The sequence below is a fragment of the Streptomyces roseolus genome (assembly GCF_014649855.1).
GTDB lineage: Bacteria > Actinomycetota > Actinomycetes > Streptomycetales > Streptomycetaceae > Streptomyces > Streptomyces roseolus.
Genome location: NZ_BMTV01000005.1, coordinates 17,248 through 31,439 on the forward strand (window position 1 = coordinate 17,248; position 14,192 = coordinate 31,439).

Annotated in this window: 14 protein-coding genes and 2 pseudogenes; 6 read left to right on the plus strand and 10 right to left on the minus strand. The window is 73.6% G+C overall.

What is annotated here, in order from left to right:
* A partial coding sequence (locus tag IE245_RS36735; protein ID WP_229851123.1) for an RICIN domain-containing protein occupies window positions 1–507 on the plus strand: 507 nt, incomplete at its 5' end.
* 112 nt (window positions 508–619) lie between these two features.
* Window positions 620–1,186 carry a DM13 domain-containing protein gene (locus IE245_RS07155; RefSeq protein ID WP_229851124.1) on the plus strand — a complete coding sequence of 189 codons (567 nt, stop codon included), beginning with the start codon at window positions 620–622 and terminating at the stop codon, window positions 1,184–1,186.
* Window positions 1,187–1,239: 53 nt separating this feature from the next.
* Here IE245_RS07155 and IE245_RS07160 read toward each other — a convergent pair whose 3' ends face one another.
* The 3 genes from IE245_RS07160 to IE245_RS07170 form a co-directional block, all read right to left on the minus strand.
* A complete protein-coding gene (locus IE245_RS07160; RefSeq protein WP_189945893.1) occupies window positions 1,240–2,499 on the minus strand; it encodes an MFS transporter in 1,260 nt (419 codons plus the stop codon).
* Window positions 2,500–2,604: 105 nt separating this feature from the next.
* Window positions 2,605–3,495 (minus strand): DUF8832 domain-containing protein, encoded by an 891-nt coding sequence (locus tag IE245_RS07165; protein ID WP_229851125.1) that lies wholly within the window; start codon window positions 3,493–3,495, stop codon window positions 2,605–2,607.
* Window positions 3,496–3,631: 136 nt separating this feature from the next.
* Window positions 3,632–4,582 carry a GlxA family transcriptional regulator gene (locus IE245_RS07170; RefSeq protein WP_189945894.1) on the minus strand — a complete coding sequence of 317 codons (951 nt, stop codon included), beginning with the start codon at window positions 4,580–4,582 and terminating at the stop codon, window positions 3,632–3,634.
* A 72-nt stretch (window positions 4,583–4,654) separates the two neighbouring features.
* On the opposite strand from IE245_RS07170, the gene IE245_RS07175 reads away from it, so the two are divergent.
* Window positions 4,655–5,494 (plus strand): alpha/beta fold hydrolase, encoded by an 840-nt coding sequence (locus IE245_RS07175; protein ID WP_189945895.1) that lies wholly within the window; start codon window positions 4,655–4,657, stop codon window positions 5,492–5,494.
* A gap of 66 nt (window positions 5,495–5,560) precedes the next feature.
* Here IE245_RS07175 and IE245_RS07180 read toward each other — a convergent pair whose 3' ends face one another.
* From IE245_RS07180 to IE245_RS07190, 3 genes and pseudogenes are all read right to left on the minus strand, one after another.
* Complete coding sequence (locus IE245_RS07180; RefSeq protein WP_189945896.1) at window positions 5,561–6,262, minus strand: hypothetical protein; 702 nt, start codon at window positions 6,260–6,262, stop codon at window positions 5,561–5,563.
* Window positions 6,259–6,843 (minus strand): hypothetical protein, encoded by a 585-nt coding sequence (locus IE245_RS07185; RefSeq protein WP_189945897.1) that lies wholly within the window; start codon window positions 6,841–6,843, stop codon window positions 6,259–6,261. Before IE245_RS07185 ends, IE245_RS07180 begins: the two co-directional genes overlap by 4 nt.
* 163 nt (window positions 6,844–7,006) lie before the next feature.
* Window positions 7,007–7,285: pseudogene (locus IE245_RS07190) on the minus strand (serine hydrolase domain-containing protein); the annotation flags it as partial.
* 139 nt (window positions 7,286–7,424) lie between these two features.
* Between IE245_RS07190 and IE245_RS36740 the strand changes: the two are divergent.
* Window positions 7,425–7,523 (plus strand): annotated as a pseudogene (locus IE245_RS36740) (integrase); the annotation flags it as partial.
* Window positions 7,524–7,654: 131 nt separating this feature from the next.
* Here IE245_RS36740 and IE245_RS07195 read toward each other — a convergent pair.
* The 3 genes from IE245_RS07195 to IE245_RS07205 form a co-directional block, all read right to left on the minus strand.
* The gene (locus IE245_RS07195; RefSeq protein WP_189945898.1) at window positions 7,655–8,341 is read right to left on the minus strand and encodes a restriction endonuclease; all 687 of its coding nucleotides are present in this window, start codon (window positions 8,339–8,341) and stop codon (window positions 7,655–7,657) included.
* A complete protein-coding gene (locus IE245_RS07200; protein WP_189945899.1) occupies window positions 8,338–8,550 on the minus strand; it encodes a hypothetical protein in 213 nt (70 codons plus the stop codon). The genes IE245_RS07195 and IE245_RS07200 overlap by 4 nt, the downstream gene beginning before the upstream one ends.
* Window positions 8,551–8,951: 401 nt before the next feature.
* Window positions 8,952–10,058, minus strand: coding sequence for a magnesium and cobalt transport protein CorA (locus IE245_RS07205; protein ID WP_189945900.1), 1,107 nt, complete (start codon window positions 10,056–10,058; stop codon window positions 8,952–8,954).
* A gap of 246 nt (window positions 10,059–10,304) precedes the next feature.
* On the opposite strand from IE245_RS07205, the gene IE245_RS07210 reads away from it, so the two are divergent.
* Entirely contained in the window at window positions 10,305–11,408 is a 1,104-nt protein-coding gene (locus IE245_RS07210) for a winged helix DNA-binding domain-containing protein (RefSeq protein WP_189945901.1), read from the plus strand.
* A gap of 80 nt (window positions 11,409–11,488) precedes the next feature.
* On the opposite strand, the gene IE245_RS07215 is transcribed toward IE245_RS07210, so the two are convergent.
* The gene (locus IE245_RS07215; RefSeq protein WP_189945902.1) at window positions 11,489–12,328 is read right to left on the minus strand and encodes a helix-turn-helix transcriptional regulator; all 840 of its coding nucleotides are present in this window, start codon (window positions 12,326–12,328) and stop codon (window positions 11,489–11,491) included.
* 306 nt (window positions 12,329–12,634) lie between these two features.
* Between IE245_RS07215 and IE245_RS07220 the strand changes: the two genes are divergently transcribed.
* Window positions 12,635–14,176 (plus strand): AMP-binding protein, encoded by a 1,542-nt coding sequence (locus IE245_RS07220; RefSeq protein WP_189945903.1) that lies wholly within the window; start codon window positions 12,635–12,637, stop codon window positions 14,174–14,176.
* The last annotated feature ends 16 nt before the right edge of the window (window positions 14,177–14,192 follow it).

The following is a 14,192-nucleotide window of genomic DNA, read 5'->3' on the forward strand; positions in this document are numbered from 1 at the left end:
ACCACCCCGGCCCGCAGCTGGACCGACACCAGCGGCAGCCCCGTCGGCGCCGGCCGGACGGCGGCCGAGCAGACCCTCACCCTCACCCCGGTCGGCGCAGCCCCCCGGACGGTCACCCTCACCACCGGCGGCAAGGCCCTCGACAACCCGGACAGCGGCACCGCGAACGGCACCGGGCTCGTCCTCTGGACCCCGAACGGCGGTGCCAACCAGAAGTGGACCCTCACCCCGCACCCCGAGGGCGGCCACGAGCTGCGCAACCTCTCCTCCGGCAAGTGCGCCGACGTCGAGGGCGGCTCCACCGCCGCCGGCGCCCGGGTCGTCCAGTGGACCTGTCACGGCGGCGCCCACCAGCGCTGGACCCTCACCACGCTCCCCGACGGCACCACCACCGTCGCGTCCGTCCGCAGCGGCCTCCTCCTGACCGCCGCGTCCACCGGCAACGGAGCCCAGGTCACCCAGCAGCCGGACACCGGGAGCGCCCGCCAGCGCTGGACGGTCGGCTGACCCGGGCCGGGCCTGTCGGGCAGGGGCTACGGCCGGGCGGACGTGGGTCATCATGGGCATGTCGGAAGACCGGCGAGGAGCGCGGGGAAGGGGAGGCGTCATGGAGCGCGTCATGAGGAAGCGGCGGTGGATCGCGGTGGCCGTCGCGGGCCTGGTGGTGGCGGTGGCCGGGCTGGTGTGGTTCAAGCCCTGGGCACTGTGGGTGGACGAGACGGTGAACGAGGCGCTGCCGACGGCGACAGCGACAGCGACGGCGACGGCGACAGCGACGGCTTCGGCGACGGCTTCGGGTGAGCCGGCGGCGGGCACGCCGTCCCCGGCGGGCCCGGTGACCGTCGCGCAGGGCGGCTTCATCAGCCACGAGCACGCCACCGCCGGCACGGCGAAGATCGTCCGGCTCGCCGACGGCACCCACACCCTCCGCCTCGAAGGCCTGGACACCAGCAACGGCCCCGACCTGCGCGTCTGGCTGAGCGACGCCCCCGTGAAGGAGGGCAAGGCGGGCTGGTCCGTCTTCGACGACGGAAAGTACGTCAACCTCGCCAAGCTGAAGGGCAACAAGGGGGACCAGAACTACCCGCTGCCCGCCGGCGTCGACTGGTCGGCGTACCCGAGCGTCAGCATCTGGTGCGACCGCTTCGACGTCTCCTTCGGCGCCGCGGCCCTCGCCCGCGCCTGACACGCGTACGGCCGGGGCCGGACTCCACGAGTCCGGCCCCGGCCGTGTGCGCATCAGGCGGCCTCGACCAGGGTGGACCGGTCCCGTGCGGGCGCGGTGAGGTCGGCCGTGGTGCCCGGACCTTCGTGGCGCGGCCACAGCAGGAGGGCGCCGGCCAGTCCCGCCCCGGCGAGGACCGCGAGCACGGACCAGGTGACGGCGAAGCCGGCGGTGGTGCCGAGCCACCCCGCGAGGGGATAGGTGACCAGCCAGGCCAGGTGCGACAGCGAGAACTGGGCCGCGAACGCCTCGGGGATCGCGTTCGGCGTCACCGAGGCGCGCAGGACCTTGCCGGTCGGCGTGAGGACCAGCGCCATGCCGACCCCGATCGCGCTCCAGACGACGGCCGTGGCGGTCCAGGTGAGGAGGCCGGTGGAGGTGAGCGCGACGGCGGCCACCGTGCCGCCGGTGAGGACCCCGGCGCCGGCCGTCATGACGGTGCGGGCGGCGACCCGGTCGAGGACGCGGGGCAGGACGAGGGCGGCCAGGAGGGTGCCGGTGCCGGAGGCGGCGAGCACCCAGGCGACGTCCGACTGCGTGCCGCCGAGCCCGTCCCGCACGTGGTTGACCGTGTGGACGACGACGATCGAACCGGCCGCGGCGACCACGAGGTCGAGCGCCATGACGCCGCGCAGCCGCGGCGTGCCGAAGAAGGTCCTGATCCCGGCCGCCGCCTTGTCCCGCGCCTTCGCGTGGCCGCTGGGGCGGGCGTCGGGGACGCGCGTCGACAGGACGAGCGCGGCGGAGAGCAGGAAGCCGGCGGAGGTGCCCAGGAACAGGCGGTCGAAGCTCAGGAACGTCAGGGCGACCGCCGCCAGGACGGGGCTCAGCAGGCTCTCCATGGTGGACGCCACCTGGGAGGCCGACAGGGCGCGCGTGTACGCGGCCTCGTCGGTGACGATGTCGGGGATGACGGCCTGGAAGGTCGGGGTGAAGGCCGCGGAGGCGGCCTGGAGCAGACCGATCAGCACGTAGACGTGCCAGACCTCGGTGACCAGCGGCAGGGCCAGGACCACCGCGCCGCGGACCACGTCGAGGACGAAGAGGAAGGTCCTCCGGGGCAGCCGGTCGACGTACGCGGCGGCCAGGGGAGCGATGACCACGTACATGACCATCTTGACGGTCAGGGCCGTGCTGAGCACCGCGCCGGCGTGCGGGCCGGCGAGGTCGTAGGCGAGGAGTCCGAGGGCCACCGTGGTCAGCCCGGTGCCGAACAGGGCGATGACCTGGGCGCCGAACAGACGGCGGTAGTCGCGGAGGGCGAAGAGGCGCATGGCGGGTTCCTTCCGTGTCCATGCGGCGGGGGGCGGCCCCGGGGCGGGGGCCGCGCCCCGCGGCTACAGGCGGGGGAGTCGTCGGGCATGGGGACCGCTCTTCCGTCAGTGGTGCGTGGGGTGGGCGGGGTGCGCAGGGTGCGGCTGGCCGTGTCCGTGGTGCCGGTGGTCGCCGTGCGCGGGCGCGCCCTCCGTGGTGTGCACGGTGAACTCGGCGGTGCGGACGACGCCGTCGTGCTGGAAGTCCAGGTAGAGGCGGTAGGTTCCGGCCGAGGGCGCGACCGCCATGAAGCTGATTCCGGGCCCGGGGGCGGTGACCCCGTCGCCGGGATGGCCCTCCGGGTGGACGTGGAGGTAACCGAGGTCGCCGACGCGCAGGGCGACGAGGTGTCCGTAGGCGGCCAGGTAGGGCTCCAGGTCGGTGACGGGCCGGTCGTCGCGGTGGACGGTGAGGGTGAGTTCGCTCGCCTCGCCGGGCACGAGGACGCCGTCGAGGGTGACGGTGTACGCGCCGGTCCGCGCGGTCCGGGTGGCCTCGGGGAGCGGGCGCGGGGCGTACGCCCCGGCGACCGCGACGTCGATCCCCAGCGTCAGGGCGCCGTCGTGGCCGGCCGGGTGGATGTCGGCGAAGAAGCGCCAGTCCCCGGCTTCCAGGTCCAGCTCGGTGCTCCAGCCGCCCTTCTCGTCCCGCACGGGGTGCACGTGCTGGAAGCCGGCCGTGTCCCGCCGGACGGCGATGAAGTGCAGCTCCTTCTCGTGCTCGGCGACGAAATCGGTCACCGGCCGCCCGTCGGGCCCGATCACCCGGAATCCGACGGGCCGGCGCGGGCCGGCGGCGAGGATCGTCGCGTCGACGTCGAGGGTGTACCCGTCCACGGAGACCTCCAGCCCGCCGGGCCGGCCGTGTCCGCCGTGATCTCCCTGTCCGCCCTGTCCGCCCTGTCCGCCGTGGGCGTCGTGGGCGCCGTGACCGTGGTGGCCGGTGTGGTCGTTCATGACGTGTCTCCTCAGGGGTGATGCGCGGGGTCGGCGCGCCGTCCGCTCTGGACGATGATCAGAACCATATACCCCCTGGGGGTATTCCGGAAGGGTGGAAATCCCAGGCGGGGATCTTGTCGGTCCTCGTCCTCCGTCAGGACGTGCCGAAGGTCCGCCGGTAGGCGCCGGGCGTCGTGCCGAACCGCGCCCGGAAGCGGCGCCGCAGATTCACCGCCGAGGCGAGCCCGACCCGGGCGGCGACGGCTTCCACCGGCAGGTCCGTCTCCTCCAGGAGGATCCGTGCCGCGTCGAGGCGCCGGCCCAGCAGCCACTGGCCCGGGCTGGTGCCGAGCTGTTCGGCGAACCGCCGGGAGAGGGACCGGCTGGACAGGCCGGCGCGCTCGGCGAGGTCGTCGAGGGTCAGCCGGGTGCCGAGGCGGGAGGCGGCCCACTCCAGCAGGGGCGCGATCGACTCGTCCGCCCTGGCCGGCGCGGGCGGCACGGCGTACTGGAGCTGGCTGCCCTCCCGGTGCGGCGGCAGGACCATGCGCCGTGCGATCCGCGAGGCGTACGCGGCCCCGTGGTCGGAACGCACCAGGTGCAGGCACAGGTCGATGCCCGCACCGGTCCCGGCGCTCGTCGCCACGTCGCCGTGGTCCACGAAGAGCACGTCCGGGTCCACCCGCACCTCGGGAAAGGCGGCGGCGAACCGGTCGGCGCTGCGCCAGTGGGTGGTGGCCCGGCGGCCGTCGAGCAGTCCCGCCCGGGCGACGACGAACGCCCCGGTGCAGATCGCGACGATCCTCGCCCCGCGCCGGTGGGCGCCCCGCAGTGCCGCGACGACGTCCGGCGACACGGGCGCGTCGGGCGGCTGCCGGCCGGGGACGACCACGGTGTCCGCCTCCCGCAGGGCGGACAGCCCCTCCTCGACGAGCATCGTGTAGCCGGCACCGGTCGGAAGGAGCCCCGGACGCTCGGCGCAGACCCGGAAGTCGTAGCGGGCCGGCGCGTCCGGCGGGGCGATGCCGAAGACCTCGAACGCGCAGGCCAGCTCGAAGGGCGACTGCGGCGGGGTGAGCAGGGCCACCACACGGTGAAGCGACATGGCAGGAAAGTACCTGAGGGTGTCATCCGGGACTCTCGGCCGGACGGCCCGCCCCCGGCCACAGTGGGGCCCATGGACGAGACCACCGCATCAGCCGTGCTGAGGGCCGTGACCGAGGTCGACGGCGCGCCGGCCGCCTACCTGACCGTGGAACGGGACGGCCCGGCCGTGCTCCTGCTCCACGGCACCTACTGGAGCCGCGTCTGGCTTCCGGTGATGGACCGCCTGGCCGCCGCGGGGCTGCGCCCCCTCGCGGTCGACCTCCCCGGCCTCGGACGCTCCGGGGGCGAACTCACCCTGGAGACGGGCACGGTCCCCGCCCTCGCGGACTGGGTGGCGCGCTTCGCCTCCGCCCTGGGCCTCTCCGGTCCGGTCGCCGTCGCGGGCCACGACATCGGCGGCGCCGTCGCGCAGCACCTCCTCGTCCACGACCGGCTGGACGTGTCCCGGCTGGCCCTCGTCAACTCGGTCACCTACGACTCCTGGCCGGTGTCGGGCGTGGCACGCTTCCGGGACCCGGCGGTCGTCGCCGCGACCACCGCCGACGAGATCCTCACCGCCCGCCGGCACGCCGTCACCCGAGCCCTGGCCGCCGCCGCCACGGAGGACCTGATCGCGGACTACCTGGATCCGTGGACCGACGCGCGGGTCCGCCGCTCCTGGATGGCCCTGGCGGGCGCGGCCGACCACCGCTACACCCGCGACCTCCTCCCCGCCCTCCGGCGGAACGCGACGCCCAAGCTGCTGGTCTGGGGCGAGGACGACACCTTCCAACGGCTCGGCTACGCCGAACGCTTCGCCTCCGAGATCCCGAACACCACCCTCGTGCGCGTCCCGGCCGCGGGCCACATCCCCATGGAGAACGCCCCCGCCCGCGTCGCCCGCGCCCTCGCCGGCTTCTTCACCGCGTGAACCCGCCCACCCGCGGGCGGAAAGGCCCGCGTCGATCGCCCCCGCACGCGCGTTCGTGCGCGCCTCTTACCAGTGGGTGAAGTCGTAGACGCCTGCGGGAGCGTAAGGGTCTTGGGCGGGGGAGCGGTTGTGGTCGAGCTCGTCGGGGACGAGCGAGGGCAGTGCAGCCATGAGGGCGGTATTGCCGACACGTACGCGACCGCTCTCGTCGCAGAGGGACACGTCCAACCCGAGAGAGCCGACGATGCCGGGCGCGGTGACGTACAGGCGTGCGGTGGCGCGGTCCTGCAGCAAGAAGCCGTCCAGCAGCAGACGGCCGCCGCCCTCGGGCTCGTCAGGGGGCTGGAGCATGGAGGCGGCGGCGTGGAGGGCGTCTCCGGTGTCGAACGTCACCGAGTCGAGGGCTTCGAGGACGCGTGAGCGGGCATCGGCGAGCGGGATGCCCGTGGGGTCGGTGCCGGCGGGGGAGGGCGGAGAGGAGAGGACCCGGCGGAAAGCTCCGATCAGATGGGACCAGGGGATGTTGCCGTCCTCTGGACAGGTCAGGGGGAGGTCGTACGCCACGGAGCTCTCCAGCGCGTGGCCGTCCCACAAGACGACTCGGGTGACGCCCTGTCGTTCTGGTGGAGGCAGGCAGCCCCGCACGAGAACCGCGCCGGCCGCGCCGGAGAGAGGCGGCGCCGTGAAGCGGATCAGCCGACGTACCAGGACGCGGTGGAGGTCGGCCAGGCCTTCTGAGTCTCCTTCGGGGAGCAGGTCCTCGCTCACGTCTGGTTGACCCCGTCGGGGCACCGGTTGCGGGCGACATTGCGGCAGTAGGCCGTGATGACCCCGATCTTCGCCTTCTTGTCGGTGAGCGAGTACTGCTTGTCCGCTGTCCGCCAGTGGTACTGGACGATGATGCGAATGTTGGCGATCTTGCGGGGGAGAACGAAAGGATTGCTGCTGGTTTTGACGAGGGCCCCGTCGTAGACGAGCCGGTTCGGCTGCTCTTTGTTCTTCGTCGGGCTGCCGGTGTTGTTGATGATCTGCTTGATGACATCAGGGTCGGTGATGTTGTGCCGCCCGGAGAAGTGCTTCCAGCCCAGTGCGCTGTTTCCCGCGCGAGTCGGCACGACCCTGCCGCTCTTGTCCTTGCTGTTGAATTTCACCGCGGCCCAGCTGGGGCCCGCAGCCGCGACGGTGCTGTCGGTGGTTCGAGGCGTCGAATGGGCAGGCGCGGGCCGCAGCTCATGCCTGTCGAGCATCTCTTGGTACTGCTCGTCCGACATGATGGTCAGTTTGTCCGGCTCGTCTGCGGCGTATGCGGGAGTTCCGCAGAACAGGAGGGCTGCGGTGGCGGTGAGCATGCTGAGGCGAAGCATGGAAGCCTTTCGGTGGCGGCGACTTCTCGCTCGCGCATCGTAACTCTGCGTAATCGGCTTGTGTGGATCGGCCTGCTGCCGACACGCCCGATCTACCGAATGGGTCTTTCCCGGTCTCGCGCCCTGACGATGCACACCCGAGGGGACGTCAGGCGAATGCCTCCTGGCGGAAGGCGTTGCGGATGCCGGTCGGCGGTTGACGGTCGCGGGTGCAGGAGAGCTTGTCGGTCAGCGGCACCGCCCACCGGTCCTGGGTGGGGAAGATCCGCATGCCGGTGCCGGTGAAGCCGTAGCGGACCCAGACGTCCTGCTCGACGGTGGCGCCGGGGGCCGGGTGCCGGAACAGGCCGCGCTCGGGCCGGAGGCCGCCGGTCTGCGCGGTGAGGGAGCGGGCGATCCACTCGGCGCCGAAGCCGGCCTCCGGCGGCTTCCCGTGTCGGCGGACGGAGCCCGGACGTGGCTCCTCGTCTGTCCCGGCAGCAGTCGCAGGGCGAAGACGGAGCCGTCGGCGTGGACGGATACGGGGCCGCCCCAGTCCTGGCCGAAGGCGAGGCGGGCGCTGGAAGGCGTCCCGCAAGGACGGCTTCCACGTCCTCCGGCACACGTACGCCTCGGTCATCCTCGAAGCCGGTGAGTCCGTGGTCACCCTCGCCCGCCGGCAAGGAGCGTGCGGCGGTCGACGCGCTGCTTGGGGCGGCCCCCGCGTACGTCCCGGAAAACTTCGCCCTCACCTGAGAACGGGGGGCGCGGCACGCGCTGTGCCACCCGTTCTCGTCGGCGGGGCGAGCGCCGTGCTTCAGGCCGCTCGACGCCGGGGCAGGCGGGAGCGTCTGGCGGGCAGCCCGAGCAGTTCGTGCAACGCTTCGCCCTCGTGTGCCCAGCGGTGCAGCCGGTCACGGTCCACCCACCGCACACCGTGGCGGTCGCCCCAGGTCATGGCGTCGCGGGTGAACGTGCCGTTGGTGACGACGACCGCGTGGTCCGCCCTGTGGGCGGGTCCCGCGGTGCCCTTCACCTGGTACATCACCGATGAGCCGACCTTGCCGCCGACGCGGGTGTGCTTCGCCTGCACCACGATCCGCCCGAGCGGCGGCCGGACGCCGATCACGTCCGCGGCCTGGTCCCCGCCGCCGCCCACCTTCCTGGCCACCCAGCCGTCGCGTACGAGGAGGTCGCGCAATGCGTACTCGAACTCCTGGTCGCCCATCGTGTCCAACTCCGGCAAGGTGATGCGCAGGCGGGCCAGCCTCTCGCCGTCCGCGCGGCGCCGGAGGCGGTCCCGTACACGGAGGCCGGCCAGGACGGCGGTGCCGGCAAGGCAGGCCAGGAGCGGCAGAGGCCAGGACTCGGCGGCCTTGGCCGCCAGGTGCGCCGCGGCTTGCGCCAGTGCGACGGCGAGCGCGAGGGCGACGGCTGCCGCACCCAGAACGTCCGTGGTGCCACGCGGCCGCCATCGGAGCTTGCGTCGGGGCCGGGGCGTCACTGCCCGCCCGCCGGCGCGGAGACGGCGGGCTTTGGTGCAGGCTTCTGTGCGGTGGAGTCGTCATCGAACCCGAAGACCTGGCCCCAGAGCCACACCACCGCGCACAGGCCGGCCACGGCCCACGCGCTCAGGCTCTTGGCGGGCTTGGGCCCCGGCTTGCGCCGGAGATGGGCCCGTACGCGCACGTACCCGTCCGGAACCTTCGGCATGGTGCATCCCTCCCCATCGGCCCGCACCGTGCGGACCTCCAGATCGGTTGTAGCGGTGCCCACCGACAGAAGCTGATGCATCGTCATGATCGAGCAGGTGGCAAGGGGGCGAGTCGGCCACGCTCGCGTGAGTGTCTGCCCACTCTTGCGGATCTCTGGCCTGCGCCGAAGCCTCATGGGTGTGTGCCATGCTGCGGAAATGCGGGGCGCGTCACATGGCCTGTTCACGCGGAGCGCGGTCAACGGCCACTGCGCCGGGCGGCGCCCCCTCGGTGGGACGGAGATGCCATGCTCGACCGGCCGTCTCCCGCGCGTTCTCCCCGGATTCTCCCCAGGGGGCCTTTGAGGGGGACCTCTAAGATTCGCTCATGCCAAGTGGATCAAGGTGCCGGGGTGGGTGGCTACAGCCAGTCCTTGCGCTTGAAGATGACGTACAGGCTCGTGCAGACCACCGCCATCAGCAGCACCGCGAACGGATACCCGCCCGCCCAGTGCAGCTCCGGCATGTGGTCGAAGTTCATGCCGTAGATCGTTCCCACCAGCGTGGGGGCGAAGAGGATGGCGGCCCACGAGGAGATCTTCTTGATCTCCTCGTTCTGTTCGAAGCCGGCCTCCGCCAGCGCGCGCATCTCCGCGTTCTGCTGCTGGGTGACCAGGGTCGCGTTGACCGTGAGGATCTCCGTGAGGGCCTGACGGAAGCCGTCGACGCGTTCGCTGGTGTGGGTGACGTGGTCGGCGACGTCGCGGAGGTAGCGCTGGAGCTCCTCGTCGGTGCCGTACTTCGCGAAGCCGGCCATCAGGCCGTGGAGCATGCCGACGAGGGGGCGGGTGGCGCGCTGGAACTCGACCATCTCGCGGGAGAGTTCGTAGATGCGGCGGGAGACGGCCGGGTCGCCGCCGAAGACCTCGGTCTCGATCTCGTCGACGTCGTTCTGGACGCCGGCGACGACCGGGGCGTAGCCGTCCACGACCGCGTCCAGGATGGCGTAGAGGACGGCCTCCGGGCCGAGGGCCAGCAGGTCCGGGTTCTCCTCCATGCGGCGGCGGACCGCCGACAGGTCCGGGGCCGCGCCGTGCCGGACGGAGATGAGGAAGTCCGGGCCGACGAAGACGTGCAGCTCGCCGAAGTCGACCTCCTCCTGCGCGTCCAGGTAGCGGGCCGCGCGCAGGACGACGAAGAGGGTGTCGCCGTACCGCTCCAGCTTCGGGCGCTGGTGGGCCTCCAGGGCGTCCTCGACGGCGAGCTCGTGGAGGTCGAACTCCGCCGCCAGCGAGTGGAGTTCCTCCTCGGTCGGGCGGTGCAGGCCGATCCACGCCATGCCGTCCGGGTGTTCCCGCAGCTGCCGGTAGGTCTCCGCCAGCGTCGCCGGCGACGACACCTTGCGGCCCTCCCGGTACAGCGTCGCCTGGATCACGCTCGGCTCCTCGCCGGGGGGCTCCGGGGCCACGGGCGACCGCGCGGGCTCCGGCCGGCGGCGCCAGGCCGCGCGGGGGCGGCGGTCGGACACGATGCGTACCTCCGTCGACTGCTGCTGGGCCTCCGCGTCCTTCCGGCCGGACCGCGGCCGGGGAGGAGGCGTTCATCAGGATATATGGGTGGGAATGGTGTCGCCGGGGGCGCCGGGGGCGCCGGGGGCCGCCGGGAGCCCGTCGCCCCGGTGGTCCTGCCCGCCCGCCCCGGCCGCCCCGTCCCACGCCCCTTCCTCCGGCGATGGAGGACGGGAACCGTCCTCGACGGGCGGTAGCGTCCCCGCATGGACTCGCTTCCCGTGCTCTCGCCCCGCGCCCTGGGCCGCGCGACCCTCGCCCGCCAGCTGCTGCTCCGGCCCTCGGAGCTCGGGGCCGAGGAGGCCGTGCGGCACCTGGTGGGGCTTCAGGCGCAGAACACCAAGCCCCCGTACTACGCCCTCGCCGCGCGGCTCGGCGGATTCCGGCCCGAGGAGCTCTCCGGCCTGATGGAGTCCCGGGCGGTCGCGCGCATCGTCTCCCTGCGGTCGACCGTGCACACCCACACCGCCCGGGACGCCGTCGGCCTGCGGCGGCTCGTCCAGGCGGGGGCCGTCGAGCGGGAGCTGAGGGCGTTCCGGAAGGGGCTCGTCGGCGTCGACCTCGACCGGCTCGCCGCCCTGGCGTCCGCGTACGTCGAGGAGCGGGCCCGGACGCCGAAGGAGCTGCGGGAGCGGCTGCTGAGGGAGTGGCCGGACGCCGATCCCCTGGCGCTCTCGGTCGCCGCGCGCTGCCTGCTGCCGATGGTGCAGGTCACCCCGCGCGGGCTGTGGCGGCGCGGCGGGCAGGTCGCGCTGACCACCACCCGGGAGTGGTTCGGCGGGGGCGACGGGGAGGCGGCCGGGATCGACGAGACCGTGCTGCGCTACCTCGGCGCCTTCGGGCCCGCCTCCGTCAAGGACATGCAGACCTGGTGCGGACTCACCCGGCTGCGGCCCGCCTTCGAGCGGCTGCGGCCCCGGCTCCTCGTCCTGCGCGACGCGCACGGCACCGAGCTCTTCGACCTGCCCGACGCGCCCCGGCCCGACGAGGACACCCCGGCCCCGCCGCGCCTCCTGCCCGAGTTCGACAACCTGCTCCTCTCCCACGCCGACCGGACCCGGGTCGTCCCCGCCGAGCTGAAGGGGCGCACCTGGACCGGCAACCAGGCCCACCGCGTCCTCCTCCTCGACGGGGTGCTCGCCGGGCTCTGGTTCCTGGAGGAGGCCAAGGGGCGCACGACCCTGACCGTCGAGCCCTTCGGGCGGCTCGCGCGCGCCGACCGGGCCGCCCTCACGGACGAGGCCGAGAGGATCCTGCGCCTCACCGTCCCCGACGGCGACGCGTACGACCTCGTCCTCCGGGTGGGGTGAGGCGCCGCGGCCGCCTCGTCTCTCTCCGGGCCGTCCCGGGCCGTCCCGGGACGCGCCGGTGCGGGCCGTGCCCAGCCGGGCTACGGCAGCGCGCCCGCCCGGCGGGCCGCCACCACCGCCTCCAAGCGGGTGTGCGCGCCCAGCTTCCGCATCGCCGAGCGCAGATAGCCCTTGACCGTCTCGGGGCGCAGGCCGAGGCGCCGGGCCGCCGTCGCGTTCGTCGCGCCGGAGGCCACCGCCGCCAGGACGTCCGTCTCGCGCGGTGTCAGCGTCACGCCAGGCAGCGGCGCCGGGGTGCCGGCCGCCGACTCCAGACGGCCGCAGACGGCGAGCAGCCGGGCCCGCAGCTCCTCGTCCGCGAGCCGCGGGGCGAGGGCCCGCAGCTCGCCGTGGGCGCGCCGGACCTCCTCCCACGCCGGGCCGGGCCCGCCGGCGGGGCGCGGAGGCTCCGGCTCCCCGGCGAGGCGGCTCAGCTCGTCGCGGACCACCAGCGCCTGCTCCACGTCCCGGGCCGCCGTCACCGCCGCGTCGAAGACCCGGTCGCCGAGCGGCAGCGCGTCCCGCAGCGCCCCGTACAGCACTCCGCGGACCCGCCGCCGGACGACCACCGGCACCGCGATCACCGAGCGCAGGCCCTCCGCCGACACCGGCAGGTCGTACTCGTGGGTGATGTGCCGGGCCGCCGGGTAGTCGGTGACCGCGCACGGGCGGGCCAGTGCCAGGCACTTGCCGCCCAGGCCGTTGCCGGGGGAGACCACCAGGCCCTGGAGCGCCGGGGTGACCGCCCCGTGCAGTTCGGCGATCCGCAGCGGCCGGCCGCCGTCCGGCACGAGGCCGCCGAAGACCACGGGCAGCCCGCTGCCGCGCCGCAGCCGTACCAGCGCGGCGCGCAGCTCCGCCTCCTCGATCCGCTCGGACACGGAAGAACACCCCTCCTTCACCCCCGAACGGGGGTAGTGGGACCCGGGGGACCGATTACACGATGGGCGGACCCCGTCCCGCAACGAGGAGAACGCGTGAAGGCCGCCGGCGCCACCGAGGAGTTCCGTGCCGCCCGGGCCCTCCCGGTCCGGGAGGCCGGCACCGGGGCCGCGCGGGGCGCCCCGGCACCGTCCTGACGGAGACCGGTTCCTCTGTTTGGATGGCGCGTGAGGCGTTCGGGTCCAACGGTCGGCACCACCGGCGACGCCGGGGGGCCGGCCCCTATCCGCGAAGAGGCGACACCGATGCGTGTACCGATGACGATCACCGACTTCCTGGAGCGGGCCGAGCTCGGCTTCCGCGAGGGCGTGGCGGTGGTGGACGAGCCGGACCAGCCCGCGAGGGCCGTTCCCACGACGACCTACGGGACCTTCGCCGAGCGGGTGCGGGCCTGGCAGGCGGGGTTCGACGCGCTGGGCGTACGGGAGGGCGAGCGGGTGGCGGTGGCGAGCCACAACTCCGCCCGCCTCCTGGAGCTGCTGTTCGCGCTGCCGATGAGCGGACGGATCTGCGTGCCGGTCAACTTCCGGCTGAAGCCGGAGGAGGTCGCGTACGTCGTGGAGCAGAGCGGCGCGTCGGTGCTGCTCGTCGACCCGGAGCTCGACGCCGCCCTGGCGGGGGTCAGGACGCGGCACCGCTTCGTGCTCGGGGAGGCGACGGACACCGGTCTCATGCGGTTCGGGGTCGAGCCGCGCCCGTGGTCGGCGCCCGACGAGGACGCCACGGCGACCATCAACTACACCTCGGGCACGACGGCCCGCCCCAAGGGCGTGCGGCTGACGCACCGCAACATCTGGGTCAACGGCCTGACCTTCGGCCTGCACACGCGCGTGTGGGAGCGGGACGTCTACCTGCACACGCTGCCGATGTTCCACTGCAACGGCTGGGGCATGCCGTACGTGATGGCCGGGCTCGGCGTGAAGCAGGTGGTGCTGCGGAAGGTCGACGGCGCGGAGATCCTGCGCCGGGTCGACGAGCACGGCGTCACCCTGATGTGCGGGGCGCCCGCCGTGTGGAAGGCGGTCGTGGACGCGGCGGCCGACCGGGAGGGCCCGGTGCCGGGCCGCGACCGGGTGCGGATCGTGTGCGCGGGCGCGCCGCCGCCGAGCCGGCTGATCCAGCGGGTCGAGGAGGAACTGGGCTGGGAGTTCACCCAGATCTACGGCCTGACGGAGACCTCGCCGCTGCTGACCTTCAACCGCCTCCGTCCACGGGACGCGCACCTGCCGGCGGAGGAGCGGGCCCGGAAGCTGTCCCGGGCCGGGCTGCCCGCGCTCGGCGTGAAGCTGGAGCTGTCCGGCACGGGCGAGGTGCTGGCCCGCTCCAACACGGTCCTCGACGGGTACTGGGAGAAGCCCGAGGAGACCGCGGCCGCCCTGGAGGACGGCTGGTTCCACACCGGCGACGGCGGCACCTTCGACGAGGAGGACGGCCACCTGACGATCTCGGACCGGAAGAAGGACGTCATCATCACCGGCGGCGAGAACGTCTCGTCGATCGAGGTCGAGGACGTGATCTTCCGGCACCCGGCCGTCGCCGAGGTGGCCGTGATCGGCGTCCCGGACGAGAAGTGGGGCGAGACGATCAAGGCGCTCGTCGTCACCGCGCCGGGCGCGACGGTCTCGGAGGCGGAGATCATCGCGCACTGCAAGGAGCGGATGGCCGGCTACAAGGCGCCGACGAGCGTGGAGTTCCGCGGGGACATCCCGCGCACCGCCACCGGCAAGATCCAGAAGTTCAAGCTCCGCGAGCCCTACTGGGACGGCCTCGACCGCGGCGTGAACTGACGCCGTCCGCCGCCCC

What these genes read in the sequence shown, in the direction of transcription:
- IE245_RS07165 (WP_229851125.1), bottom strand. Translation starts at nt 3,495, where the DNA reads ATGAACGACCACACCGGCCACCACGGTCACGGCGCCCACGACGCCCAC.
- IE245_RS07210 (WP_189945901.1), top strand. Translation starts at nt 10,305, where the DNA reads ATGGACTCGCTTCCCGTGCTCTCGCCCCGCGCCCTGGGCCGCGCGACC.
- IE245_RS07160 (WP_189945893.1), bottom strand. Translation starts at nt 2,499, where the DNA reads ATGCGCCTCTTCGCCCTCCGCGACTACCGCCGTCTGTTCGGCGCCCAG.
- IE245_RS07200 (WP_189945899.1), bottom strand. Translation starts at nt 8,550, where the DNA reads ATGCCGAAGGTTCCGGACGGGTACGTGCGCGTACGGGCCCATCTCCGG.
- IE245_RS07155 (WP_229851124.1), top strand. Translation starts at nt 620, where the DNA reads ATGAGGAAGCGGCGGTGGATCGCGGTGGCCGTCGCGGGCCTGGTGGTG.
- IE245_RS07185 (WP_189945897.1), bottom strand. Translation starts at nt 6,843, where the DNA reads ATGCTCACCGCCACCGCAGCCCTCCTGTTCTGCGGAACTCCCGCATAC.
- IE245_RS07175 (WP_189945895.1), top strand. Translation starts at nt 4,655, where the DNA reads ATGGACGAGACCACCGCATCAGCCGTGCTGAGGGCCGTGACCGAGGTC.
- IE245_RS07220 (WP_189945903.1), top strand. Translation starts at nt 12,635, where the DNA reads ATGCGTGTACCGATGACGATCACCGACTTCCTGGAGCGGGCCGAGCTC.
- IE245_RS07170 (WP_189945894.1), bottom strand. Translation starts at nt 4,582, where the DNA reads ATGTCGCTTCACCGTGTGGTGGCCCTGCTCACCCCGCCGCAGTCGCCC.